This is a genomic window from Gordonia sp. SMJS1 (genome assembly GCF_029866425.1).
GTDB lineage: Bacteria > Actinomycetota > Actinomycetes > Mycobacteriales > Mycobacteriaceae > Gordonia > Gordonia hongkongensis.
Genome location: NZ_CP123381.1, coordinates 1,163,581 through 1,182,622, shown reverse-complemented (window position 1 = coordinate 1,182,622; position 19,042 = coordinate 1,163,581). Strand labels below are relative to the sequence as shown.

General features: G+C 69.0%; 17 protein-coding genes. 9 read left to right on the top strand and 8 right to left on the bottom strand.

All coding sequences use genetic code 11. From position 1 onward, the window contains the following. Positions 1-3: 3 nt before the first annotated feature. The 3 genes from QAD21_RS05390 to QAD21_RS05380 form a co-directional block, all read right to left on the bottom strand. Positions 4-552, bottom strand: a complete 549-nt coding sequence (locus QAD21_RS05390; protein WP_205334048.1) for a copper resistance CopC family protein — start codon at positions 550-552, stop codon at positions 4-6. Then, positions 545-1,294 carry a YcnI family protein gene (locus tag QAD21_RS05385; protein ID WP_205334047.1) on the bottom strand — a complete coding sequence of 250 codons (750 nt, stop codon included), beginning with the start codon at positions 1,292-1,294 and terminating at the stop codon, positions 545-547. The genes QAD21_RS05390 and QAD21_RS05385 overlap by 8 nt, the downstream gene beginning before the upstream one ends. Positions 1,295-1,380: 86 nt before the next feature. Further along, positions 1,381-1,896, bottom strand: coding sequence for a YtxH domain-containing protein (locus QAD21_RS05380; RefSeq protein WP_280360667.1), 516 nt, complete (start codon positions 1,894-1,896; stop codon positions 1,381-1,383). Between the two features lie 70 nt (positions 1,897-1,966). On the opposite strand from QAD21_RS05380, the gene QAD21_RS05375 reads away from it, so the two are divergent. The 4 genes from QAD21_RS05375 (at position 1,967) to QAD21_RS05360 (ending at position 7,719) form a co-directional block, all read left to right on the top strand. Then, entirely contained in the window at positions 1,967-2,818 is an 852-nt protein-coding gene (locus tag QAD21_RS05375; RefSeq protein ID WP_280360665.1) for a GNAT family N-acetyltransferase, read from the top strand. Between the two features lie 5 nt (positions 2,819-2,823). Next, positions 2,824-4,014 carry an alkaline phosphatase family protein gene (locus QAD21_RS05370; RefSeq protein ID WP_280360663.1) on the top strand — a complete coding sequence of 397 codons (1,191 nt, stop codon included), beginning with the start codon at positions 2,824-2,826 and terminating at the stop codon, positions 4,012-4,014. 229 nt (positions 4,015-4,243) lie between these two features. Next, on the top strand, positions 4,244-5,620 hold the full coding sequence (locus QAD21_RS05365) for an IS1380 family transposase (protein ID WP_275892326.1): 1,377 nt from the start codon (positions 4,244-4,246) through the stop codon (positions 5,618-5,620). An 839-nt stretch (positions 5,621-6,459) separates the two neighbouring features. Continuing rightward, positions 6,460-7,719 (top strand): HNH endonuclease signature motif containing protein, encoded by a 1,260-nt coding sequence (locus QAD21_RS05360; protein ID WP_205334043.1) that lies wholly within the window; start codon positions 6,460-6,462, stop codon positions 7,717-7,719. Positions 7,720-8,436: 717 nt separating this feature from the next. On the opposite strand, the gene QAD21_RS05355 is transcribed toward QAD21_RS05360, so the two are convergent. Beyond that, positions 8,437-9,567, bottom strand: a complete 1,131-nt coding sequence (locus QAD21_RS05355) for a DNA polymerase IV (RefSeq protein WP_280360661.1) — start codon at positions 9,565-9,567, stop codon at positions 8,437-8,439. Between the two features lie 41 nt (positions 9,568-9,608). Further along, positions 9,609-10,313, bottom strand: a complete 705-nt coding sequence (locus QAD21_RS05350; protein WP_280360659.1) for a hypothetical protein — start codon at positions 10,311-10,313, stop codon at positions 9,609-9,611. A gap of 309 nt (positions 10,314-10,622) precedes the next feature. Here QAD21_RS05350 and QAD21_RS05345 point away from each other — a divergent pair, with 309 nt between their 5' ends. Continuing rightward, complete coding sequence (locus tag QAD21_RS05345; RefSeq protein WP_280360658.1) at positions 10,623-11,261, top strand: hypothetical protein; 639 nt, start codon at positions 10,623-10,625, stop codon at positions 11,259-11,261. A gap of 27 nt (positions 11,262-11,288) precedes the next feature. Here the strand turns inward: QAD21_RS05345 and QAD21_RS05340 are convergent, their stop codons facing one another. Genes QAD21_RS05340 through QAD21_RS05330 form a run of 3 tightly spaced genes read right to left on the bottom strand, consistent with a single transcriptional unit; the run spans position 11,289 to position 16,388 of the window. Then, a complete protein-coding gene (locus QAD21_RS05340; protein ID WP_280360656.1) occupies positions 11,289-13,058 on the bottom strand; it encodes an Hsp70 family protein in 1,770 nt (589 codons plus the stop codon). A 45-nt stretch (positions 13,059-13,103) separates the two neighbouring features. Next, complete coding sequence (locus QAD21_RS05335) at positions 13,104-14,957, bottom strand: dynamin family protein (protein WP_280361598.1); 1,854 nt, start codon at positions 14,955-14,957, stop codon at positions 13,104-13,106. Positions 14,958-15,005: 48 nt separating this feature from the next. Continuing rightward, on the bottom strand, positions 15,006-16,388 hold the full coding sequence (locus tag QAD21_RS05330) for a GTPase (protein WP_280360654.1): 1,383 nt from the start codon (positions 16,386-16,388) through the stop codon (positions 15,006-15,008). Positions 16,389-16,547: 159 nt separating this feature from the next. Here QAD21_RS05330 and QAD21_RS05325 point away from each other — a divergent pair, with 159 nt between their 5' ends. The 4 genes from QAD21_RS05325 (at position 16,548) to QAD21_RS05310 (ending at position 18,906) form a co-directional block, all read left to right on the top strand. Continuing rightward, positions 16,548-16,895: a hypothetical protein gene (locus tag QAD21_RS05325; RefSeq protein ID WP_280360652.1), complete on the top strand. Its 348-nt coding sequence runs from the start codon at positions 16,548-16,550 to the stop codon at positions 16,893-16,895. Between the two features lie 63 nt (positions 16,896-16,958). Further along, a complete protein-coding gene (locus QAD21_RS05320; RefSeq protein ID WP_159370226.1) occupies positions 16,959-17,498 on the top strand; it encodes a sigma-70 family RNA polymerase sigma factor in 540 nt (179 codons plus the stop codon). Positions 17,499-17,639: 141 nt separating this feature from the next. Next, positions 17,640-17,966 (top strand): hypothetical protein, encoded by a 327-nt coding sequence (locus QAD21_RS05315; RefSeq protein WP_280360650.1) that lies wholly within the window; start codon positions 17,640-17,642, stop codon positions 17,964-17,966. Between the two features lie 58 nt (positions 17,967-18,024). Then, positions 18,025-18,906: an ATP-binding protein gene (locus QAD21_RS05310; protein WP_280360648.1), complete on the top strand. Its 882-nt coding sequence runs from the start codon at positions 18,025-18,027 to the stop codon at positions 18,904-18,906. Positions 18,907-19,042: the final 136 nt, after the last annotated feature.

Sequence of the window (19,042 nt, the reverse complement as noted above, 5' to 3'; positions counted from 1 at the left end):
GTGTCAGCGCCGCGTCGAGGGTCGCCGGCTCAGCCAGAACACCACGCCGAGTCCGGCGATCAGGACGACCGCGGCGCCGGCGATGAACCACCACACCGGGATTCCCTCGTCGGATGACGCATCGACCGCTTCGATCGCCGGACCGGGTTCACCGTTGCCGGCGACCGCGAGCTCGAACGTGCGCTGTCCGCTGATGACGTGCCCATCGGCCGAGGTCACCCGGTAGTTGACGACGTACTCACCGGCCGGGCCGAGTTCGCGCACCCCGACACGCAGGTTGGGGCCGTCGACCGTCGGATCGCCGTTCTGCCAGTAGTGGTCGTCGGGCCCGACGACGTTGAGCACCGCATAGGACGACTGGATCGGCTCGTTGAAGGTCAGCGTCACCGTCTGCGGACCGGACTGCAACGTCGCCCCCTCGGCGGGGTCGGAGGACACCAGCCGCGAGTGCGCCGCCGCCGGGGCTGCCGCCCACGATCCGACGAGCCCGAGACACAGCAGCGTCGCGAGGACCAGGACGACGCGTCGAACCGGCGCGCGACGGTCAGGCATCGCCGCCGCCACGACCGTTGCGGCGCAGCGCTGTCAGCGCCGCGACGCCGATGACCGCGCCGAGAGTGCCGACCACCAGGCCGATCCCACCGAGCCAGCGCGCGGCGGAGTCCTCAGACGATGCCGATGACTCGGAGGTGTCCGATGAGTCGGCGGTGTCCGATGAGTCGGCGGTGCCCGTCGTCGAGGCGGCGTGCGAGCCGCCGTGATGCCCGTCGCCCGTGGCCGGGGGCAGGGTCAGCGTCGGTGCGGGCAGCTCCGGCTCGGAGCCGTCGTCGGGGGTCGGTTGACTCCAGTCGGCGGTCTCACCGTCGGCGTAGGTCTGCAGCGCGGGGAGTTCGACGGTCTCCTGCTCGGGGAACGGTCCGCCGGAGAAGCGGAACTGACCGAACTGGCCCACCGGCACGCCGGGCGAACCCGGGTCGGCGGTCCAGGTGATCTCGGTGACCTTGTCGTCCTTCTTGGTGACGACGGACTTCCAGCCGGGCATCACCTCCGGGCGGGCCGAGGTCAGCCCGGGCAGCGTCACCCGCAGCGCGGTCGTGGCGGCGGCGTCGGACTCGTTGGGGACGACGAAGGTGACGACGCCGTACCCGCCCTGGGTGACCGTCGGCGCGTTGGCGGTGACGTGTGCCGACGCGGCACCCGCACCCGCGAAGGAGGCGAGGCCGACGAGGGCGACGGCGGTGGCGGGCGCGGCGATGCGGCGGGCGATCGTCGCCCGCGGGGAACTGAGCTTCATGGAGTGTGTCTTTCGATGGTGTCGGGACCGGTCCTCGTGGACGCGTGCATCGACCCCACACCGTTCTGGTCTGGGGCCCGGGCGCGTCAGGAGACGGCCGGTGGTCCGCGAACGCCGGTGCCGCACAACGCAGGTGCGGCCGGAACACAAGGCGGCGTCCAGAACACCGGAGCGGCCGGATGTGCCGCGACGGCGACCGGTGGCACCAGCGATCGGATCACCGAGCCGATCGACGCCAGGAGATGGGCACCGGCGACGATTCCGACCGCGCTGAGCGGGATCGCCACCAGGTGGGTGAGGAGCATCGGCAACGTCGACGCGTCGTGGGCTGCGTGCCCCGCGTCGAGCCCGAGAGCCCAGTGACTCGCCGCCTGGGCAGCGGACAGGACCAGCGTGGTCGACGCCGCCGCCGTCGTGAGCCGTCCCCGACGCGGCGCGAGCAGCATCGACGCGACCACGCCGATCGCGGCGCTCAGCAGGACGCCCGACGAACTCGGCATCGCCCCGCTCGCCGCACCGTGCGCGGCGACCGCCACCGCGGGGACCACACCGGCCGCGGCGACGCATGCGAACGCGTCGGACGGTCGGGCGGTGCGGGACATGGGGCTCATCCTAGATCGGGCTGGACGAACCACGACCACGGTGTCGCCGGGCGATGACAGAATCGACCCCATGTCGGATGCAACCCTCGGTGTGGAGGTTCGTGAACTGTCGTCGCCCGACGAGCTCGAGGACCTCCTGCGGATCTTCGACGACGTGTGGCGGCCCGATCCGACGAACCGGCCCGTGGGGACCGACATGCTGCGGGCGCTCAGTCACGCCGGCAACTATGTGGCCGGCGCCTTCATCGGCGACCACCTCGCGGGCGGGAGCGTGGCGTTCTTCGGCGCACCGGTCGGCGAGACCCTGCACAGCCACATCACCGGGGTCACCCGCCGCGGCCGTGGCCACCAGGTGGGTCATGCGCTGAAGATGCACCAGCGTCGCTGGGCGTTGGAGCGCGGACTGTCGACGATCACCTGGACCTTCGATCCCCTGGTTGCCCGCAACGCCTACTTCAACCTCGCGAAGCTCGGTGCGACGCCCGTGCACTACTACGAGGATTTCTACGGCGAACTCGGTGACGAGCTGGGCGGCGATGCCGACTCCGACCGGGTGCTGGTGGCGTGGGACCTGAAGTCCGCTGCGCCGTCGGTGCCGGACGGGTCGTCGAGGTCGGAGGGAGCGGTCCAGTCGGTGGACGAGGCTCTCGCCGGTGGGGCCGTGTCGGTCATCGACGGCGAACAACCATCCCATCCCGTCGCGCACCACGAGCGCATCACACCGGATGCCGGCGCCGTTGTCGAGGTTCCGCGTGACGTCGAGTCGATGCGGGTCAGCGCGCCGCTCGACGCCGCCCGGTGGCGGATCGCGCTGCGAGATGCGTTGTCGCCGTTGCTCGTCGAGGGAGAAGCGCGTCGGTCGGTCCGGTTCCTGCGGTCGGGACACTATGTGTTCGGACCGGCCGGTTCGGGGGCGCGGTGACTGAAATGGCGGGTCCGCTGGAGCTGGCCCCGGCAGACTGGCACGGCTATCCGCACACGCTCGCCGACGTGTTGCCGGCGGTGGCGGGTGCACTCGGGGTCGCATCCGAGGGTGCGGGACCCGTTGTCCCGCCGAGCGACTCGGCGGTTCTGCTGCTCATCGACGGCCTGGGCGCGACCCTGCTGGACGACTACGCCGAACATGCCCCGACGCTCAAAGAACTGACATCGACGACGCTGCGGGCCGGGTTTCCGGCGACCACCGCGACCAGCATCCTGAGCCTGACGGGCGGCACGTCGTGCGGAGTGCACGGGATCATCGGGTACAGCTTCCGCCCGGGTGACGAATGCCGAACGCGCGGGTCACGACGAGTGCTCAACTCGCTGCGCTGGACCCTCGACGACGCCTCCGGACCGTCGGCGTTGATGACCTATCCCCCGGCCCTCGTCCGCACCGAGCGTGGGAGTCTCGAAGAGCTCGCCGCAGAGGGTGTCCGGGTCACCTATGTGATGCCCGGCGAGTTCCGCGGAACCGGTCTGACGATGGCGGCCTTCCGCGCGTCGGGACAGTTCGTCCCCGCCGTGACACCTGACGGCATCCGCGACGCCGTGCTGACCACCCTGCGGCGTCGGAGTCGGCATCGGCGTTTCGTGTATGCCTACTACAGCGAACTCGACATGGCGGGTCACATCCACGGCCCGGGGTCGGCGGAGTGGCTGGAGAAACTGCGCATCGTCGAACGGCTGGTCGCCGACCTTGCCTCCGAACTGGGCGATGGCACAACACTTCTCGTCACCGGTGACCACGGGATGATCACCGCCGACCGGGCGATCGACATCGACACCGCCCCCGCCCTGCTCGACGGCATCGACGCGGTGGCCGGCGAGGCGCGGGTCCGGCACGTCTATACGACACCGGGATCGGCCGACGACGTGCTGAACGGCTGGGCGGCGTATCTCGGCGACGCCGCGCACGTGGTCTCGCGCGAGCAGACCATCGACGAAGAGTGGTTCGGACCGATCGTCAGTGACGCTGTGGCACAACGCATCGGCGACGTCGTCGCCGTGGCCCGCGGCGCCACCACCCTCACCCGCAGCAAGCGCGAGACGATGGAGTCGATGATGCTCGGCCACCACGGCGCCTGGACCACCGCCGAGCAACTCGTTCCGCTCATCGTGGCCCAACCTGCTCCCTGATCCGAAAGAACGACCTGCCCCCGCTCCTCAGCTCAGGGAGCGCCCGGAGCTTGCGGACGGCGCGGCCAACCACCGCTCCCTGAGCCTGGATATTTCACTGATGTTGCTGGTGTTCGGCGTGTGATACGCGAAAGTGCCTGTCTGCCTTGTGATTATTGATTCACCACAAACAAATAGTCACAAGAAGAAAGGCACCTCGCAGGTGAAGAATAACGTGTATCCCGAGTTGATGGTGGACCCTACGCGCACTGAGTCGGTGCTGACGACCTCGGGCGGGGTGTTGCTGACGAAAACCGTGCAGGTCTCGGGCCTGGGAGCCGAGCTGACCGCGGCGATGGCGCCGTGGCGGACCGCGGCGACGGTCCATGATCCGGCCAAGATCGTGCTGGATCTGGCGCTCACCTTGGCGACCGGTGGTGACTGTGTGGCCGATGTGGCCACAGTCCGGGCTCAGCCACAGTTGTACGGGCAGGTGGCCTCTGATCCGACGATTTCGCGGGTGATCAGCAGGCTGGCTACCGATGTCGAGGCGGTCAGTACCGCGATCAGCGCGGCTCGCGCCGCGGCGCGGGAGCGGGTGTGGGGCATTGCCCGCCCGTTGGAGGGCACTGCGGGCAGCATCGATGGCGGGCTGGTGATCGTTGATCTCGATGCCACGACCGTGACCGCCGGCTCGGCCAAAGAACAGGCCCAGAAAACGTATAAGCGGGTGTTCGGGCATTCCCCGATGTGTTCGTTCGTCGACCACGGCGCCTTCGGCACCGGGGAAACACTGAACCTGGACCTGCGGCGTGGAGGTGCCTCACCCAAAGGTGCGGACATGCACATCGCGGCCCTCGAGGCGGCGTTGGCCCAGCTGCCCGCCGCTGAACGCGCCCAGGTGCTCATACGTACCGATTCGGCCGGGTGTGCCAAAAAGTTCCTGGCCCACCTGGCCGAGCAACGCCTGCAGTACTCGGTCGGGTTCACCATCTCCGAACTGGTCAAAGACGCATTGGACGTGCTGCCTGAGGCCGCCTGGGTGACCGCGATCAACACCGACGACGCCGATCCACGAGCTGATGCCCAGGTCGCCGAGATCACCGACCACATGCCGCGCTCGGTCCGTGACACCGAAACCGCCTACGAGCCCTGGCCACCCGGGATGCGGCTGATCGCGCGCCGCGAATATCCCCACAACGGAGCCCAACACCTCATCACCGACATCGAGGGCCGCCGCTACACCGTGTTCGCCACCAACACCCGCGGCCGCGGCTGGACACTGCCGATCCTGGAACTGCGTCACCGTCAACGTGCCCGCGCCGAAGACCGTATCCGCTGCCTCAAAGACACCGGCATGGCCAACCTACCGTTCGACTCATTCGCCAAAAACCAACTGTGGCTCGATATCGTCGCCCTGGCCTCCGACCTCATTGCCTGGACTCAAACCCTCGGCTACCACCGCCACGACCCCATCCGCCGCTGGGAACCCAAACGCTTGCGCCACCGCCTGTTCACCGTCGGCGGCAAGATCATCACCCACGCCCGCACCACCACCCTGCGACTACCCACCGACTGGCCCTACAACCACCACATACGCCACGGCTGGCAACGCCTCACCGCCTAACCAGCCCCTCGGTCACCGCGCCCCGTCACCGCCGCCCACCCCACCTCAGAACCCGAACAACCAGCGAACCCAACGCTGGCGATCCACCCTGCCCACACACCAGCACCAACCATCAAAAGGCGACACCGACAACCGATCGGCGAAACCCTACCCACCCGTGAAAGATTCAGGCTGAGGAGCGCCCGGAGCTTGCGGACGGCGCGGCCAACCACCGCTCCCTGAGGAGCGCCCGGAGCTTGCGGACGGCGCGGCCAACCACCGCTCCCTGAGGAGCGCCCGGAGCTTGCGGAGGGCGCGTCACGAAGGGTCTTCGCAACCCGACTGACCAGGACCCTTCGTGACGGCCTCCGCAAGCTCCGGGCTCCTCAGGGAGCAGAGGTAAGGCTCGCCCCGAGCACAACGAATTCTTACGAAGTCCACGACGGCCGCCAGGCCGCAGATACTGAGGAGCCCGCCCGTAGAAGACGGTTGACGACCCAGCGCGCCACCCTGCGGAGACGACTCTGAAAGTTCGTCCCCCTCAGCATGATCGAAGGGCATATCGCCCTTCGAACGCACTCAGGTGGAGGAGTTTTCGGCTACACTCTCGCGCGCGCCCGAAGTCGACTGTCAAGCGCGAGATTTTGTGATCGGCGGCCCCTGCTCAACGGGAACCAGCTCAAACACCTCAAACTCAGTCGGTCGAAGGCGCGCCAGAACTAGAGAGCTGTGCGACTGAAGTACACCACTGTTGACGATCTGCGCACAGTCAACGCGAATAGGCGCTCATTAGACGACAATTGCTGCACAGTAGATGAATTCGAGCTTCTGGCCTGTGGAGAAACCTCGAAATCGAACGCATGTTCCGGTACCTTGGAGTCATGCCAGAGCTCACCACGCTCCTCGATCAACTCATCGACACCAGCCCGCCCGCCGACGACCCAACAGGCAGAGAAACACTCGACGCCCTCGACACGTGGCGCCTGATCCGCAACCTTGCCGATCATCAGATCGTCACGCACGCAGCGCAACTCGACGGCATCGGCGTCGCACAGAAAGCCGGCAGCACCACCAAGAAGCTGCTGATCGAGTCAGGCCACGCCCCGGCGGCCGCTCTTCGCACCATGCGCAGTGTCGACGCCCTGCCCACTCTGCCGGCCACAGCGCGGCATGCCGCCGACGGGCGGCTGTCCAGCGAGGTCGTCGACGCCATCGTCCGAGGCATGCACCAGATCGACAAGCGTTGTGGTGAGGCGCTTTCCGACGGTGACCGATCCCAGTACGAAACCGACCTCATCGCACAAGCGTTGTCCGGCGCGACCCCGACACAGGTCCTAGAACACGCCCGCGCGATCGCCAACGACCTCGCCGACACCTCCGACACCGGCCTTCCCGCGGCCGACGACCCATCGCTGAACGCGGTCACCGCCCACACCACCGACGACGGCCGCGTCGAAGTACATGCCGACCTCACCCAGGTCGTGGGCGAGAAGTTCCTGACGATGATCGACGAACGGTCCTGCCCACGGCCCGAACCCGACGGCACCGAAGATCGTCGCACCGCCGAGCAACGCCGTGCCGACGCTTTCGAGTTGATCCTCGACCAAGCAGCGATTGGCGCGACCATCGACACCGTCGGAAGCCCACGCACGCAACTGATGCTGACCATCCCCGCCACCGGAGAACTCGCAACGCTGCCGTGGACCGGGACGGTCAGCCATGCCACCGCGAAACAGGTCTCCTGCGACGGATCCCTGACCGAGATCGTCCTCGACAGTGAGGGCGTACCACTACAGATGGGTCACACCCGTCGGTTGTATCCGGCACACTTACGCAAAGCAATCATCGTCCGCGACGCCTGCTGCATCAAATGCGGTGCACCAGCGTCACATACCCAGGTCCACCACATCAAGTCGTGGGCCGACGGCGGACCCACCGACCTCGACAACGGCTGCCTGCTCTGCCAACGCTGCCACACCCAGGTCCACCACCACGGCTGGGACATCGTCATCGGTTACGACCGTCATCCGTGGCTCATCCCACCCGCGACCATCGACCCGCACCGCCGACCACTACCCGCCCACAACCGACGCACCATGCGACTCGACGACGCCGCCTGACCACACCTTCGCGCAGCACCTTCCGCACCCGGGCCACACCCGGGACCGCATCCGTCCCTTGACAACTCCACAGTGAACACCCCAGTCGGCTCCATACCCGGTCAAATATCGTGGGCCAGGCACGGCCCGCAGGGGGCCGCGAAACCTGGAAGCGAGGTTGCGGGCCGCCCCGCCCCGCTCCCTGGGTCGCGAGCCGCGAGCGTCCCTTCTGCTCCCTGATCCGAAAGGACTGCAAAAACCCTGCTCCATGATGTGCGAGGAGTGCCAGCGACGGCGACGCATCTCACCAGGCCCCTTCATGACGGCCTCCGCAAGCTCCGGCCTCCTCGGGGAGCAGTAGTCGGCCGCGCCCTCCGGAGTGTGGAAAGCGACCCGCTGGGTCGAGCAGAGCAACTATGAGCAGACGTCGGGCCGGCGACCGGCAGACCTCAACTCGACCGGCAGACTTCGATCGAGGTCTAGGAGTCGAGTTGAAGTCTGTCGGTCACGAATCGGGGCGGGTACGCGAGACAGTCCCGCCACTTGCGAGCGTCACGAAGGTTCTTGGTGAGTCGGGTTGCGAAGACCCTTCGTGACGCGTCCTCCGCAAGCTCCGGGCGCTCCTCAGGGAGCAGGGGCAGGCCGTTTCTTTGGACTAAGGAGCGGTGGCTCAGCACGCCCATCGGGCTCGGGAGCAGGGGCTGGCGCTTCTTTCTGATCAGGGAGCGGAGGGGCATTTCAGGTTGCGGCGCCTTCCTCGTCGGTCACCAGGTCGAGGCGTACGCCCAGGAGGCGGACCGGGCGGTCGATGTCGAACCTGGTGAGCAGGTCGGCTACCACCGACTCGAGTTCGGTGAAGTCGAGACTGGGCGCGGGGAGCTTCCTCGACTTGGTGCGGGTGTAGAACGTCGTGGTGCGGACGGTCACCGCGACCCGGAACGGCAGGCGTTCCTCGCCGACCACCTGATCGAGCAACTCGCGCAGGAGATCCGCGGCGGCGGCGCGCATCTCGGTGGCGTCGCTGAGGTCGGTCGCGAACGTGCGGGACTTGGAATGCGAACGCGCCAGCCAGGGTTCGGCGGTGATCGTCGAATCACCGCCGCCGCGGCAGAGGACATACAGCCAATTGCCCTGGTGCGGACCGAAGGTGGCGATCAAGTCGTCGCGCGGAGCGGCGATCAGCTCGGTAACCGTAGTGATCCCAGCGGCGGCGAGCTTCGCCGACGTCTTCGGCCCGACGCTCCACAGGTCGCGGGTGGGTCGGTCCCCCATCAGTTCCAGCCAGTTGCGGTCGTCGAGCACGAACACGCGCGGTGCGTCGACACCGCTCCGCGCGCCGCCGGGCGGACGCTTGGCGAATCCGGTGGCCATCTTGGCGCGCTGCTTGTTGTCGCTGATCCCGACGCAGCTCGTGAGCCCGCACCGGTCGAGGATCTCCGAACGGATCCGTTCGGCCAGGTCGATGATGGCCGCGTCGTCGAAGGGGTCGACCTCCGCCCCGCGCGCGCTCACCCCCAGGTACGCCTCGTCCCAGCCCCAGACCTCGACCGGGTGACCTGTGGCCCGCAGGACGTCCATGACCTCGGCGGACGCCGCGTCGTAGGCGCCCATGTCGAGCGGCAGATACACCGCGTCGGGCAGCTTGCGGTGCGCCGCCCGCAACGGCATCCCCGCACGGACACCCACGTCGCGCGCCTCATACGACGCGCAGGTGACCACTTTGCGCGCCTCGGTCGGATCGCCGTTGCCGCCGACGATCACCGGCACCCCGACCAGTTCGGGGGCCCGCAGCCGCTCGACCGCGACCTGGAACTGGTCGAGATCGACGTGCAGGAGCCACCGATAGCGCTGCGAAACCGACGTGGTCACGACGCCCAGAGTAATCGCCGCGCGCCCGGTGGCCGATCAGATCAGCCGGCGATACAGATGTCGACCTCGCCCAGACCCATCGACCGGCACGAGGTGCGCAACGAGTGCGGGTTGTACCGCAGCACGGAGAGGGAACGGTCGGTCACGCCGCCGGCGTCGGCGAACGCGGTACTCGCAGCGGTGATGTGAGCGGCCAGCTCCGCACGGGTGGCCGGGTCGGACATCGCCACGGCGTGGGTCAGTACCTTCTCCAGGAGGGCGCGATCCCGATGCAGCGGCGGGGGCATGAGATTGAGTGCGGGCGAAGCGGTCCCACAGTTCGTCGGGTCGGTCAGCGCGTGCGCCGCGGCGAGCAGGTACGCGACGGCGACCGGCGCCGGACGCCGACCATCGGGGTCGGCGTCGCGGTACGACCGCACCACCTTCGACGGCTCGACGTCCGTGGCGATCGGATCACCATCGGGACCACCGAGACCCAAGACGGCCAGCGCCTCGTCGTGCGGCGACGAGACCTGTTCGGCAGCAACGGCTTCGGTTCGCATCAGCCGAAGCCGCGCGATGATCGCCCGGTGCCGGTGCACGGCCGCGTCGACCTCACGCATCAGGTCCGGCGTCACCCCGAAGTCCGCGGAACTCTCGGCGAGCGCCGCGTACCCGGTCAGGACGATCGACTCCTCGACGTCGATCGCCTCGCCGATCGCCGACGACGTGAGAAACGTGCGCGCACCGCGTCTCGATGCACCCACAGACACAACGCTGGTCAACGTCAACCCCTCCACTCAGACCACGACCGTCGACGACCTGTCGAACCATGACGATCGTGGACACCGACGAGGAGCGAGATCGGAGCCCCTCGAGTCGACCCCCTACGCCCCGGCACCCCCCCCCACACGATGACGGCCATCGGCGCAGTGCGAGGATACGCCGAGCACGGATCGTTTGTGAGTCGAATGACTGAACACGCCGTTGCTGCGCCCGTTTCGGGACCAAAGGCCCTGTCCCGGCGGGCCACCGGCAACGACCATGTAAGGGGCGACCGGCATCAGGAGGGGGACATGCTGCGATTCCTCGCCCGCGAACTCCACTGCTGGCGCGTGATGCACGCATCGTCGAATGGCCTGGTCCGCCGCGCCGACCGCCTGGAAACCACGACACTCGTGATGTTGTGGATCGCAGCACTCGCCGGGCTCATGGTCGCCCTGACCGTCGGGGGCAACACATATGCGGCGCACAAGGCAACGATCGAGCACCAGGAACCCCGGCATTCGGTCAGCGCCACCATCATTCGCACGTCCGTCGAGGGCGTCGGGGAACCACGCATCGGTGCACCGAGTGCCGGCGTCCCGGGCGTAGGTGTTCCGAGCGCCGACGTGCCGAACGACAGCCAGAACACCACCGTGGCGTGGCAGGACCCGAACGGTCACCGACTCACGGCGACCGTCGGCGCCGAGCCGCTCGACGCCGTCGGCCGGGTCCGGACCGTCTGGCTCGACGACACCGGCGCGGTGGTGGGCCCACCCGTGACCACGACGGACGCCGTGATGGAGGGCCTGATCGCCGGCGCCGGGGTGGTGATGCTCGTCGTGCTCGTCTGGTGGGGCTCGACCGTGCTCGTGCGCCTCGTCGCCGATCGGCACCGGTCACGAGAGTGGGACGCCGCGTGGCGCCAGTTCGACATCGACAGCCATCCCTGACCGACGACCTGCGCGTCGGCGTGTGGGTCAGCCGCTGACGACCGCCCAGATGACGAACGCCACCCAGGCCACGGCGCCCAGGATGTTGATGACGAGCGCCGTCGTGGTGAGGGCATCGCGACGGCCACCAGCACGCGTGATGCCCACGACCGTGAGTACCAGGCCGACGATCGTACCCAGGCACAGCGGAAACCCGAGAATTCCCACGATGAGTCCCGCCAGCCCGAACGCATTCACCTTCCCCGGTTCCGGAATCGGTTGCGCCGAGCCGGGTTGCGAGATGTGGTCAGGTGGAGCTACGGGCTGCGGGGCGAGGGGTTGCTGGACGACGGGTTGCATCACGGGCCGCGCCGCCACCGCTGATGTGCCGGCGGGCATCCGATGCAGCCGCGGCCACTGGTCCGGCCGCAGGTCCACCGGTCCGACGGCCGCGAACACCGCACCCGGTTGGACGGCGGCGCCCGACCGCAGGTCGAGGCCGTGCACCGTGCCCGCGACCGGTGCGTCGATCGTCACCCGCCCGGCCGGGGAATCGACGGTCGCCAGCGGTTCCCCCGCGCGTACGGGCTGGCCGTTGCGCACCGAGACGGCGGCGATCACCGAGCCGCCCGGCAACGCGGGGAACGCGATACGACGACCCGACGTGTCGACCGCCGGGCCCACGGTCCGCCGCGGATCGGTCTCGCGCCCGGCGTCGAAGCTGTTGGCCTCGGCCCCCGGGACGACGTTGGTCGAGCGGAGGAGCCCACCATGCGCGACGACGACCTTCGGGTCGCCGATCCGGGCGACGCGACCGACCGACGACAGCGCGGACTGCAACATCGGGATGCTGCTGGTCCCGCCCGTGACGTAGACGATGACCGGCCCGCCCGGACCGGTGCCCGCGGCGTCGGCCCGGGCGATCGCGTCCCGGGTCAGCTCGACGGCCCGCTCCACGAACGGTCCGATCATCGCCTCGAACTCGCGTCGCGTCAGCAGCAGCGTGTGCCGGGTGCCGGGCAGTTCGATGACGGCCTGCGCGGTGTCGGACAGCGCTTCCTTCGCCGTCCGCACCCGATCGGCCAAGGCGATCGCGGCGGCCGGGGATCGGAGCCGGCTCGGGAGGTCGGGGTCGAGTTCGGCGGCCTCGTCGTGCACCCAACGAATCATCCGGGCGTCGAGGTCCCGGCCGCCGAGGTGGTTGTCGCCGCCCGACCCGGTGACGGTGAACCCCTCGGCGCCGTCGCGGACGAGGACCGCCACGTCGCACGTGCCGGCGCCGAAGTCGAAGACGCACATCCGTTCGCCACCACTGACGTCGTGTCCGCGGTACACGTAGTACCAAGCGGCAGCGAGTGATTCGGAGGCGACACGCAGTGCGTCGGCGGGGCTGCCGGCCCGCTGCGCCGCGCGCCGGAGGACGTTCTTGCGTCGCTCGCTCCAGCGGTCCGGATGGGTCAGCACGATCGAGTCGAACATCGGCAGTCCGCTGTGGCGCAACGCGGTCTGGTGCACGTGCCGCAGCACTGCGGCGATCAGATCCTCGACCGGCCAGAACCGGTCGCCGAGTTCGATCTCGCCGTCGTCGATACGCGACTTCGGGGTGTCCTCGAAGGCGTCGGGTGCCTGCAATCGCCGCTGCACCGCGTCGTGACCCACCACGACGGTCGCGTCAGCCGCGAACACCGCCGACGGCATCGCGGGTCCACCCGGGCCGAGCGGCACGATGACCGGCTCGCCGAACCCGACCCGGTACGCGGCCGCGGTGTTGCTGGTGCCGAAGTCGATACACAGTCGCCGCCTGCTCTCCTGCGCCACGTGCCCACCTCCTCAGGTGCAGATCGTTACACATGACAGCGGGTTTCATCCGGCGGGCGCTCGAAGTACCCGGGCGATCGACTTGCGCACGTTGTCGACCGCGATGATCTGGCTCCGGAGATCCTGCGCGATCTTCTCCCGCTCGGCCGCCGACTTCTTGGCATCGGCCGCGGCGTCGTTCAGGATCTTCGTCGACTCCGCGAGGAGCCGCTCGAGCAGTTCGTCGTAGGCAATCTGCAGGTCACCGCTGGCCTGCGCCTTGATCGACTGCAGCTGCGACCGGACGTCGGCCTTCATGTCGGCGACCGCCTTCGTCAACCACTTGCGGTGATTCTCCTTGCCGACCTTCGACGCCCGGAACCCGACGACGACGCCCGCCCACACCGGTACCGCCACCACGTTGACCACCGGGATGATCGCCAGCGGGCCGCCGGCGGCGACGATGGAGAGCAGGATCGGGTCGACCATGTTCTTCCACGGCGAGATCTTCTCCTGCTCACGGAGCTTGAGCTCGCCCGCGCCGCCGGCGATCTGCCCGACCAGCTCGTCGGAGATGGCGGCATCGGCGAACAGTGCGTCGGCGATCCGCTCGATCCCGGCCACGAACGAGGCACTCACCTCGCGCGCAGCGGCCTCGAGGTCGACAGTCATCTGCGCGATCAGCTCCTGGCCCGCCCGGTGCGGTTCGTAGAAGCGCAACTTGTCGATACGCGTGGACCACTGGCCCAGCAGTGTGTCGAAGCGGTCGCGCATGAGGTCGTCGGTCCGCAGCGACGCCGCGGTGATGTCCTGCGTGAGTCGCGCCCGCCATTCCCGACGACGATCCTTGAGGCGCTGGAGCCGGTCGCGTTCGGCTTCGATGTCGGCTCGTTCGGCGGGAGTCGCGGTAGCGGCCTTCATCTCCAGGACCAGGCGCGTGCGGACGTCGTCGAGCCCGGCGAACGTCAGCTGCAGCGCGTTGCGCACCGGCGACGCGGCCCCGTCGCGGACCAGCGGTGTCAGGGCGTCGACGAGTTCGGGAACGCCCGACGCCGCGAGGGCCCGTTCGCGACGGTCGGGGTCGCCGATCGCCGCGGCCTGGGCGGCGATGCGGTTGGACACACCGACGATCGGGATGTGCGCGAAGCGAGGTGCGTTGGCGCCGATCAGCTTTCGGTTCTCGGCCACGATCGTCCGCCACTGCCGCATCACGAGGTCGGTCTTGGTGACCACCAGCACCACCGAGGCGACCTCTTCGCTGACACTGCGCAGGAAGTCGAGTTCGGGTGCGCTGAGTGGTGCGGTCGCGTCGCACACCATGAGCAGCACCGAAGCGCCGCGCGCCGCGCTGACCGCGGCCTCGACGTGTTCGGGGACCAGCGACCCGACGCCCGGTGTGTCGACGACGGTGACGCCGGGCAGCACCGTGGCGTCGACCCCCACACGCGCCGAGACCGGCGGCACGAGAACGGAATCGACGGGCGTGCCGGGCGCGAGACGTTCCGCCGGCACCCCGGCCGCGTGACGTCCGCCGACGGTCACCCAGTCGGACAGTTCGGTCGCCGGGATGCGGTGGGCGGCACCGGGGAACTCGACGAGCGCGGTGCCGGCGGGCAGGTCGTCGGAGGCAGGGGTGAACCGGACGTACACCGAGGTGGTGATCTCGGCGTCGACGGGCGCGAGGTCGCCGACCCCGAGAAGCGTGTTGACCAGCGAGCTCTTGCCCCGGCTGACCTCGCCGATGACGACCACGGTCCCCTGCGGTGCCGGTCGGTCGCGGACGCGGGCCGCGCGGTCGGCGATGGCGTCCTCGCCGTGCTTGCGCAATGCGTCGATCGCCGACCGCAGGACCGCCTCCGGCGTCGGCGTCGCACTCTTGGCCGGGGCCTTCTCGAGTCCCTTGGCCCCAGCCCCGGACATGGCGGCGGGTTCGCTGGAAGTCACTGTCTGCTCTCCTTCACCGTCACCTCAGTTGACCCACAGTCCGCGCCGGACGAGTTGGTAGGTCTGCTCGAGCACCAGCAACGCCTCCCGTTCGGCAGACGTCGCCGCGAAGGCCCGCCGCGACCGGCAGTCGGTGGCCCGCTGCCGCGCGGCGTCCGCGATCGCCGGTGGTGCGGCATTCGGCGGCAACGACAACAGCACGCGCACATCGCGACTCGCGACGACGACGTTGAGCTCGCCGACGAGTTCACTGTCGGGTTGCCACCGGGCGAGGGCCTCGAGCGCGGCGATCTCGCGGAGCCGGTGCAGCGCCGGGGACGTCTCGGCCTCGTCGATCGCCTCCAGGAAGACGTCGCGTCGCGGACTGCGGTAGGCCGACTCGCGCAGCGCGGCCAGCACCGTGCGTGCCTTGAGGATGTCGCCGACGGCCAGGAATCGCCGGCCGATGGCCAGCCGCAACTCGTCGATACCCGAAACCCGGTGCAGCCATTCGCTGTACGCCCGTGCACCCTGCCGCGCGATCTCACCCCCGGCGTCCATCGCATAGGTGCCCACGAGTTGCTCGAGCCGGCCCAGTTCGTCGACGTCGATCCCCGGCGGCGCGGGCATCCCGCCGTCGAGGATGGTCAACAGCTCCCAGGACTCGAGCTGTCCGCGGCGCGAGATCTGGGCGGTCTCACGTTCGGTGACCCCGCAGACGCCCGCCTCGGCCATCAGCCCGGACACCGCGACCACGGCGCCCGCGATCGCCGGGAAGCGTCGCCAGACCCGGCGAGCGATCTCCTGCGCCTTGTGCATCGGGTTGTCGGCGGCGATGAGGTCGGCCTGGGAGATCACCAGAATCGTGTTCTGCGCCGACGCACCGGCGTCGGCGAGGAAGGCGACTTCGTCGGCCTTCGGACCCGCGGCGTCGTCGAGCAGGAAGAGGACGACGTCCGGCCGGGCCAGCCTGCTCTGCCCGCCGAACACCCGCCGGGTCGCGATCTCGGCGGTGTCGGTGAAACCCGAGAGGCCGGGGGTGTCGATGACCCGGAAGCGCTCGCGCAACAACCGGGACGGGGTGTGGACGATCGCATGGTCGATCTCCTCCGGTGGCCGGCCGAGGTCGCCGCGCATGGGTCCGGGGAGTTCGGTGACCGTGCCGTCGAGTCCGATGACCTCGACCCGCTGCGGGTTTCCCTCGACGTAGAGCGCGGCGACGCGGGTGCACTCGGCGCGGTCGGTCGGGGCGACACGGTCCCCGACGAGGGCGTTGAGCAGCGTCGACTTGCCGGAGCTGACGCGTCCGACGAGCGCGACGGTCAGCGGTTCGGCGAGTCGGGTCCGCAGGGCGGGGATCGTCGCCGGGACCGGCGCCAGCGGGCCCACCTCGTCGAGCAACTGCTCCACGCGACCACGCACGGTCATGCGCTGCTCCACGAGATCTGACCTCCCGAGACTTCTTCCGATCCGGCGGGAACATTCCGGGCTCGGCGACACTCCTAGGTACGTGCCGAGAATTGTCCATCACTCCTCGGCGCCCGGCAGTCGACCGGATGACAGAGACACCTGCGGAGGCGAACGACCATGACCGACGACTTTGACGATGACAGCGGCTCCGGGGAGAGCGGCTTCGACGACTGGCTGCGCGACACCGACCCGCCCGGCGAGCTGAGCGTGCCCGAGGGCGCGTGGGAGACCGCCGTCGGAACCGCGTTCGACCCGTCGTATGAACTCGACACCGACCTGACCGCCGCACCCGGGCCGGATCCGGCGGACGAGGAGTTCGACGGCGAGGTGTCCGCGGAATCCGACCTCGCGGGTGACGATCCGCTCGGTGGCGACTTCGGGGACACCATCGACGACGTCTTCGGCGACGACGGGGATCCGGTCGTCGATCCAGTGGAAGACGGTACGTTCGATGACGACTTCTGAGCTGCGCGGCACCGAAAGTCGCGATGTGCTGCCATGGTCGGGACACGGCCCTACGATGAGCGGGTGCAGTCGTTGATCGACGAATCCACCTCTGGCGCGGACCTCCTCGAACGCGCCCGCTCCGGCGATCAGGCGGCCTTCACCACGCTCGTCGAACAACATCGAGACCGGTTGTGGGCCATCTGTTTACGCATCACCGGCAATCAGCACGACGCCGAGGACGCCATGCAGGACGCGCTCGTCGCCGCGTGGCGGGCCATCGGCAACTTCCGTGGCGACGCGCAACTGTCGACCTGGCTGTACCGCATCGGGTCCAATGCCGCGCTCGCCCGGATCCGCAAACGCACCGACGCCGACGACATCGCCGACCACGACCCGATGAGCCATCTGGACGTCGCGGCGCAGGTCGTGGTGTCCGACCGGATCGCCGAAGCGTTGGCGCAGGTTCCCGACGCATATCGGGCGACCTTCGTGCTGCGCGTCTACGGCGAGCTCAGCTACTCCGAGATCGCCGAGGCCCAGGGCATCGGCCTGCAGACCGTGCGCAGTCGCATCTCCCGCGCGCGGTCCCTCCTGTCGGAGTTGCTGGCCGATCTGCGCTGACGGGGGGGGGTACTCCCCGCGAATGATCCCGACGCGACTTCGAGGCCGTGGGGAACAAACCGGGGCAGACTCACCTCCAAGTAACCAGAAGCACTTCACAACTCCCCGGCACCACCGCGCCGAACCCCGGAAGGACCCACCATGAGCACCGAGATCCCCGCCGACGCCGTTCTCGTCGACACCGACGGCGACGGAGCCGTCGACGCCGCACTCACCGACGTCGACGGTGACGGCACCACCGACGCCATCCTCGACACCGACGGCGACGGCCAGGCCGACTCCATCGCCTACGACACCAACGCCGACGGCGAGATCGACATCATCGAAGCCGACACCGACGCCGACGGCCACACCGACATCGCCGTCGCCGACACCGACGGCGACGGCACCTTCGACACCGCCGTCGACGACGAGGGCAACGTCGAGGTCGGCGACTTCGGCAGCATCGACGGCGGCGACGCCGTCTGAGTTCGACGTTTCCGTAGCCCGGAGCCGCGCTGAGCGAGGCTCCGGGCTATAAAGCTGTGTGGGAACGATCGGCGGAATCGAGTTCGCGGTACCGGTCTGGGCGACGGCGACCGCGCTGGTACTGGTGCTGGTGGTCGCGTGGGTGTTCGGCGTCGTCGCCAGGTGGTTGCTGCGCCGACGCGCCCGCCTCGACGCGACGACGGCGATGGTGCTGTCGATCCTCGGCACCGCGCTCGGCCTCTACATCGCCGGCCTCGTCGACAAACACCTCCGGGTGTGGAGCGTGACGACGGTCGTGTTGGGACTGATCAGTTCGGTCGTGGCGGTCGGCGCGTACGGCCTGCTCGCCGCGCGGCTGCAACGGCAATCCAATTCCCCTGTCGCGCAGCTGCTCTCCGACGGCGAATCCGATCGGCTCGAGTTCAAGTCGACCGCCCGGGTCAACCTGCGCAGCGGCGAGAAAGACCCGCGGATGGAACAGGTGATCGTCAAGACGGTGTCGGCGTTTCTCAATTCCGACGGCGGCACCCTGCTCATCGGTGTCGCCGACGACGGCACCCCGCTCGGTCTCGAACCCGACTTCGCGACGCTGAAGGTGCCCGACGCCGACCGTTTCGAACTGTGGCTGCGCGATCTGCTGACCACGACCCTCGGCCAGAACACAGCGGCGGCCGTCGGCATCACCGTCGAATCGGTCGCGCGGCCCGACGGATCGGGGGACGTCCCGGTCTGCCGGGTGACGTGCTCACCGTCCCCGCGACCGGTCTACCTGCGGGCCGGGAAGAACGCCCCGCCCGAGTTCTGGGTGCGCGCGGGAAACTCCACCCGCCAACTCTCTGTCGATGCGGCCGCCGACTACGTCATGCACCGGTGGCCGCTCGGCGCCGGGCGGGCGATCGCGGCCCAGGTGCGCGCCGCCATCCGGTTCTCGGCGGGGTGAGCCGAAGTCTCGTCCCCATGAGCGACCTCGAAGGGCACATTGCCCTCCCACGACACTCACGGGGACGACACTTTCCACACCCGGCCCGACGAAGCCTAGGAACCGGCCCGTCGCGCCTGGCCACGCCCAAAGCCGG

Excerpts from the sequence above, each read along its gene's own strand:
- QAD21_RS05390 (WP_205334048.1), bottom strand. The coding sequence starts at position 552 with ATGCCTGACCGTCGCGCGCCGGTTCGACGCGTCGTCCTGGTCCTCGCG.
- QAD21_RS05385 (WP_205334047.1), bottom strand. The coding sequence starts at position 1,294 with ATGAAGCTCAGTTCCCCGCGGGCGACGATCGCCCGCCGCATCGCCGCG.
- QAD21_RS05380 (WP_280360667.1), bottom strand. The coding sequence starts at position 1,896 with ATGTCCCGCACCGCCCGACCGTCCGACGCGTTCGCATGCGTCGCCGCG.
- QAD21_RS05375 (WP_280360665.1), top strand. The coding sequence starts at position 1,967 with ATGTCGGATGCAACCCTCGGTGTGGAGGTTCGTGAACTGTCGTCGCCC.
- QAD21_RS05370 (WP_280360663.1), top strand. The coding sequence starts at position 2,824 with ATGGCGGGTCCGCTGGAGCTGGCCCCGGCAGACTGGCACGGCTATCCG.
- QAD21_RS05365 (WP_275892326.1), top strand. The coding sequence starts at position 4,244 with ATGGTGGACCCTACGCGCACTGAGTCGGTGCTGACGACCTCGGGCGGG.
- QAD21_RS05360 (WP_205334043.1), top strand. The coding sequence starts at position 6,460 with ATGTTCCGGTACCTTGGAGTCATGCCAGAGCTCACCACGCTCCTCGAT.
- QAD21_RS05345 (WP_280360658.1), top strand. The coding sequence starts at position 10,623 with ATGCTGCGATTCCTCGCCCGCGAACTCCACTGCTGGCGCGTGATGCAC.
- QAD21_RS05335 (WP_280361598.1), bottom strand. The coding sequence starts at position 14,957 with ATGTCCGGGGCTGGGGCCAAGGGACTCGAGAAGGCCCCGGCCAAGAGT.
- QAD21_RS05330 (WP_280360654.1), bottom strand. The coding sequence starts at position 16,388 with ATGACCGTGCGTGGTCGCGTGGAGCAGTTGCTCGACGAGGTGGGCCCG.
- QAD21_RS05325 (WP_280360652.1), top strand. The coding sequence starts at position 16,548 with ATGACCGACGACTTTGACGATGACAGCGGCTCCGGGGAGAGCGGCTTC.
- QAD21_RS05315 (WP_280360650.1), top strand. The coding sequence starts at position 17,640 with ATGAGCACCGAGATCCCCGCCGACGCCGTTCTCGTCGACACCGACGGC.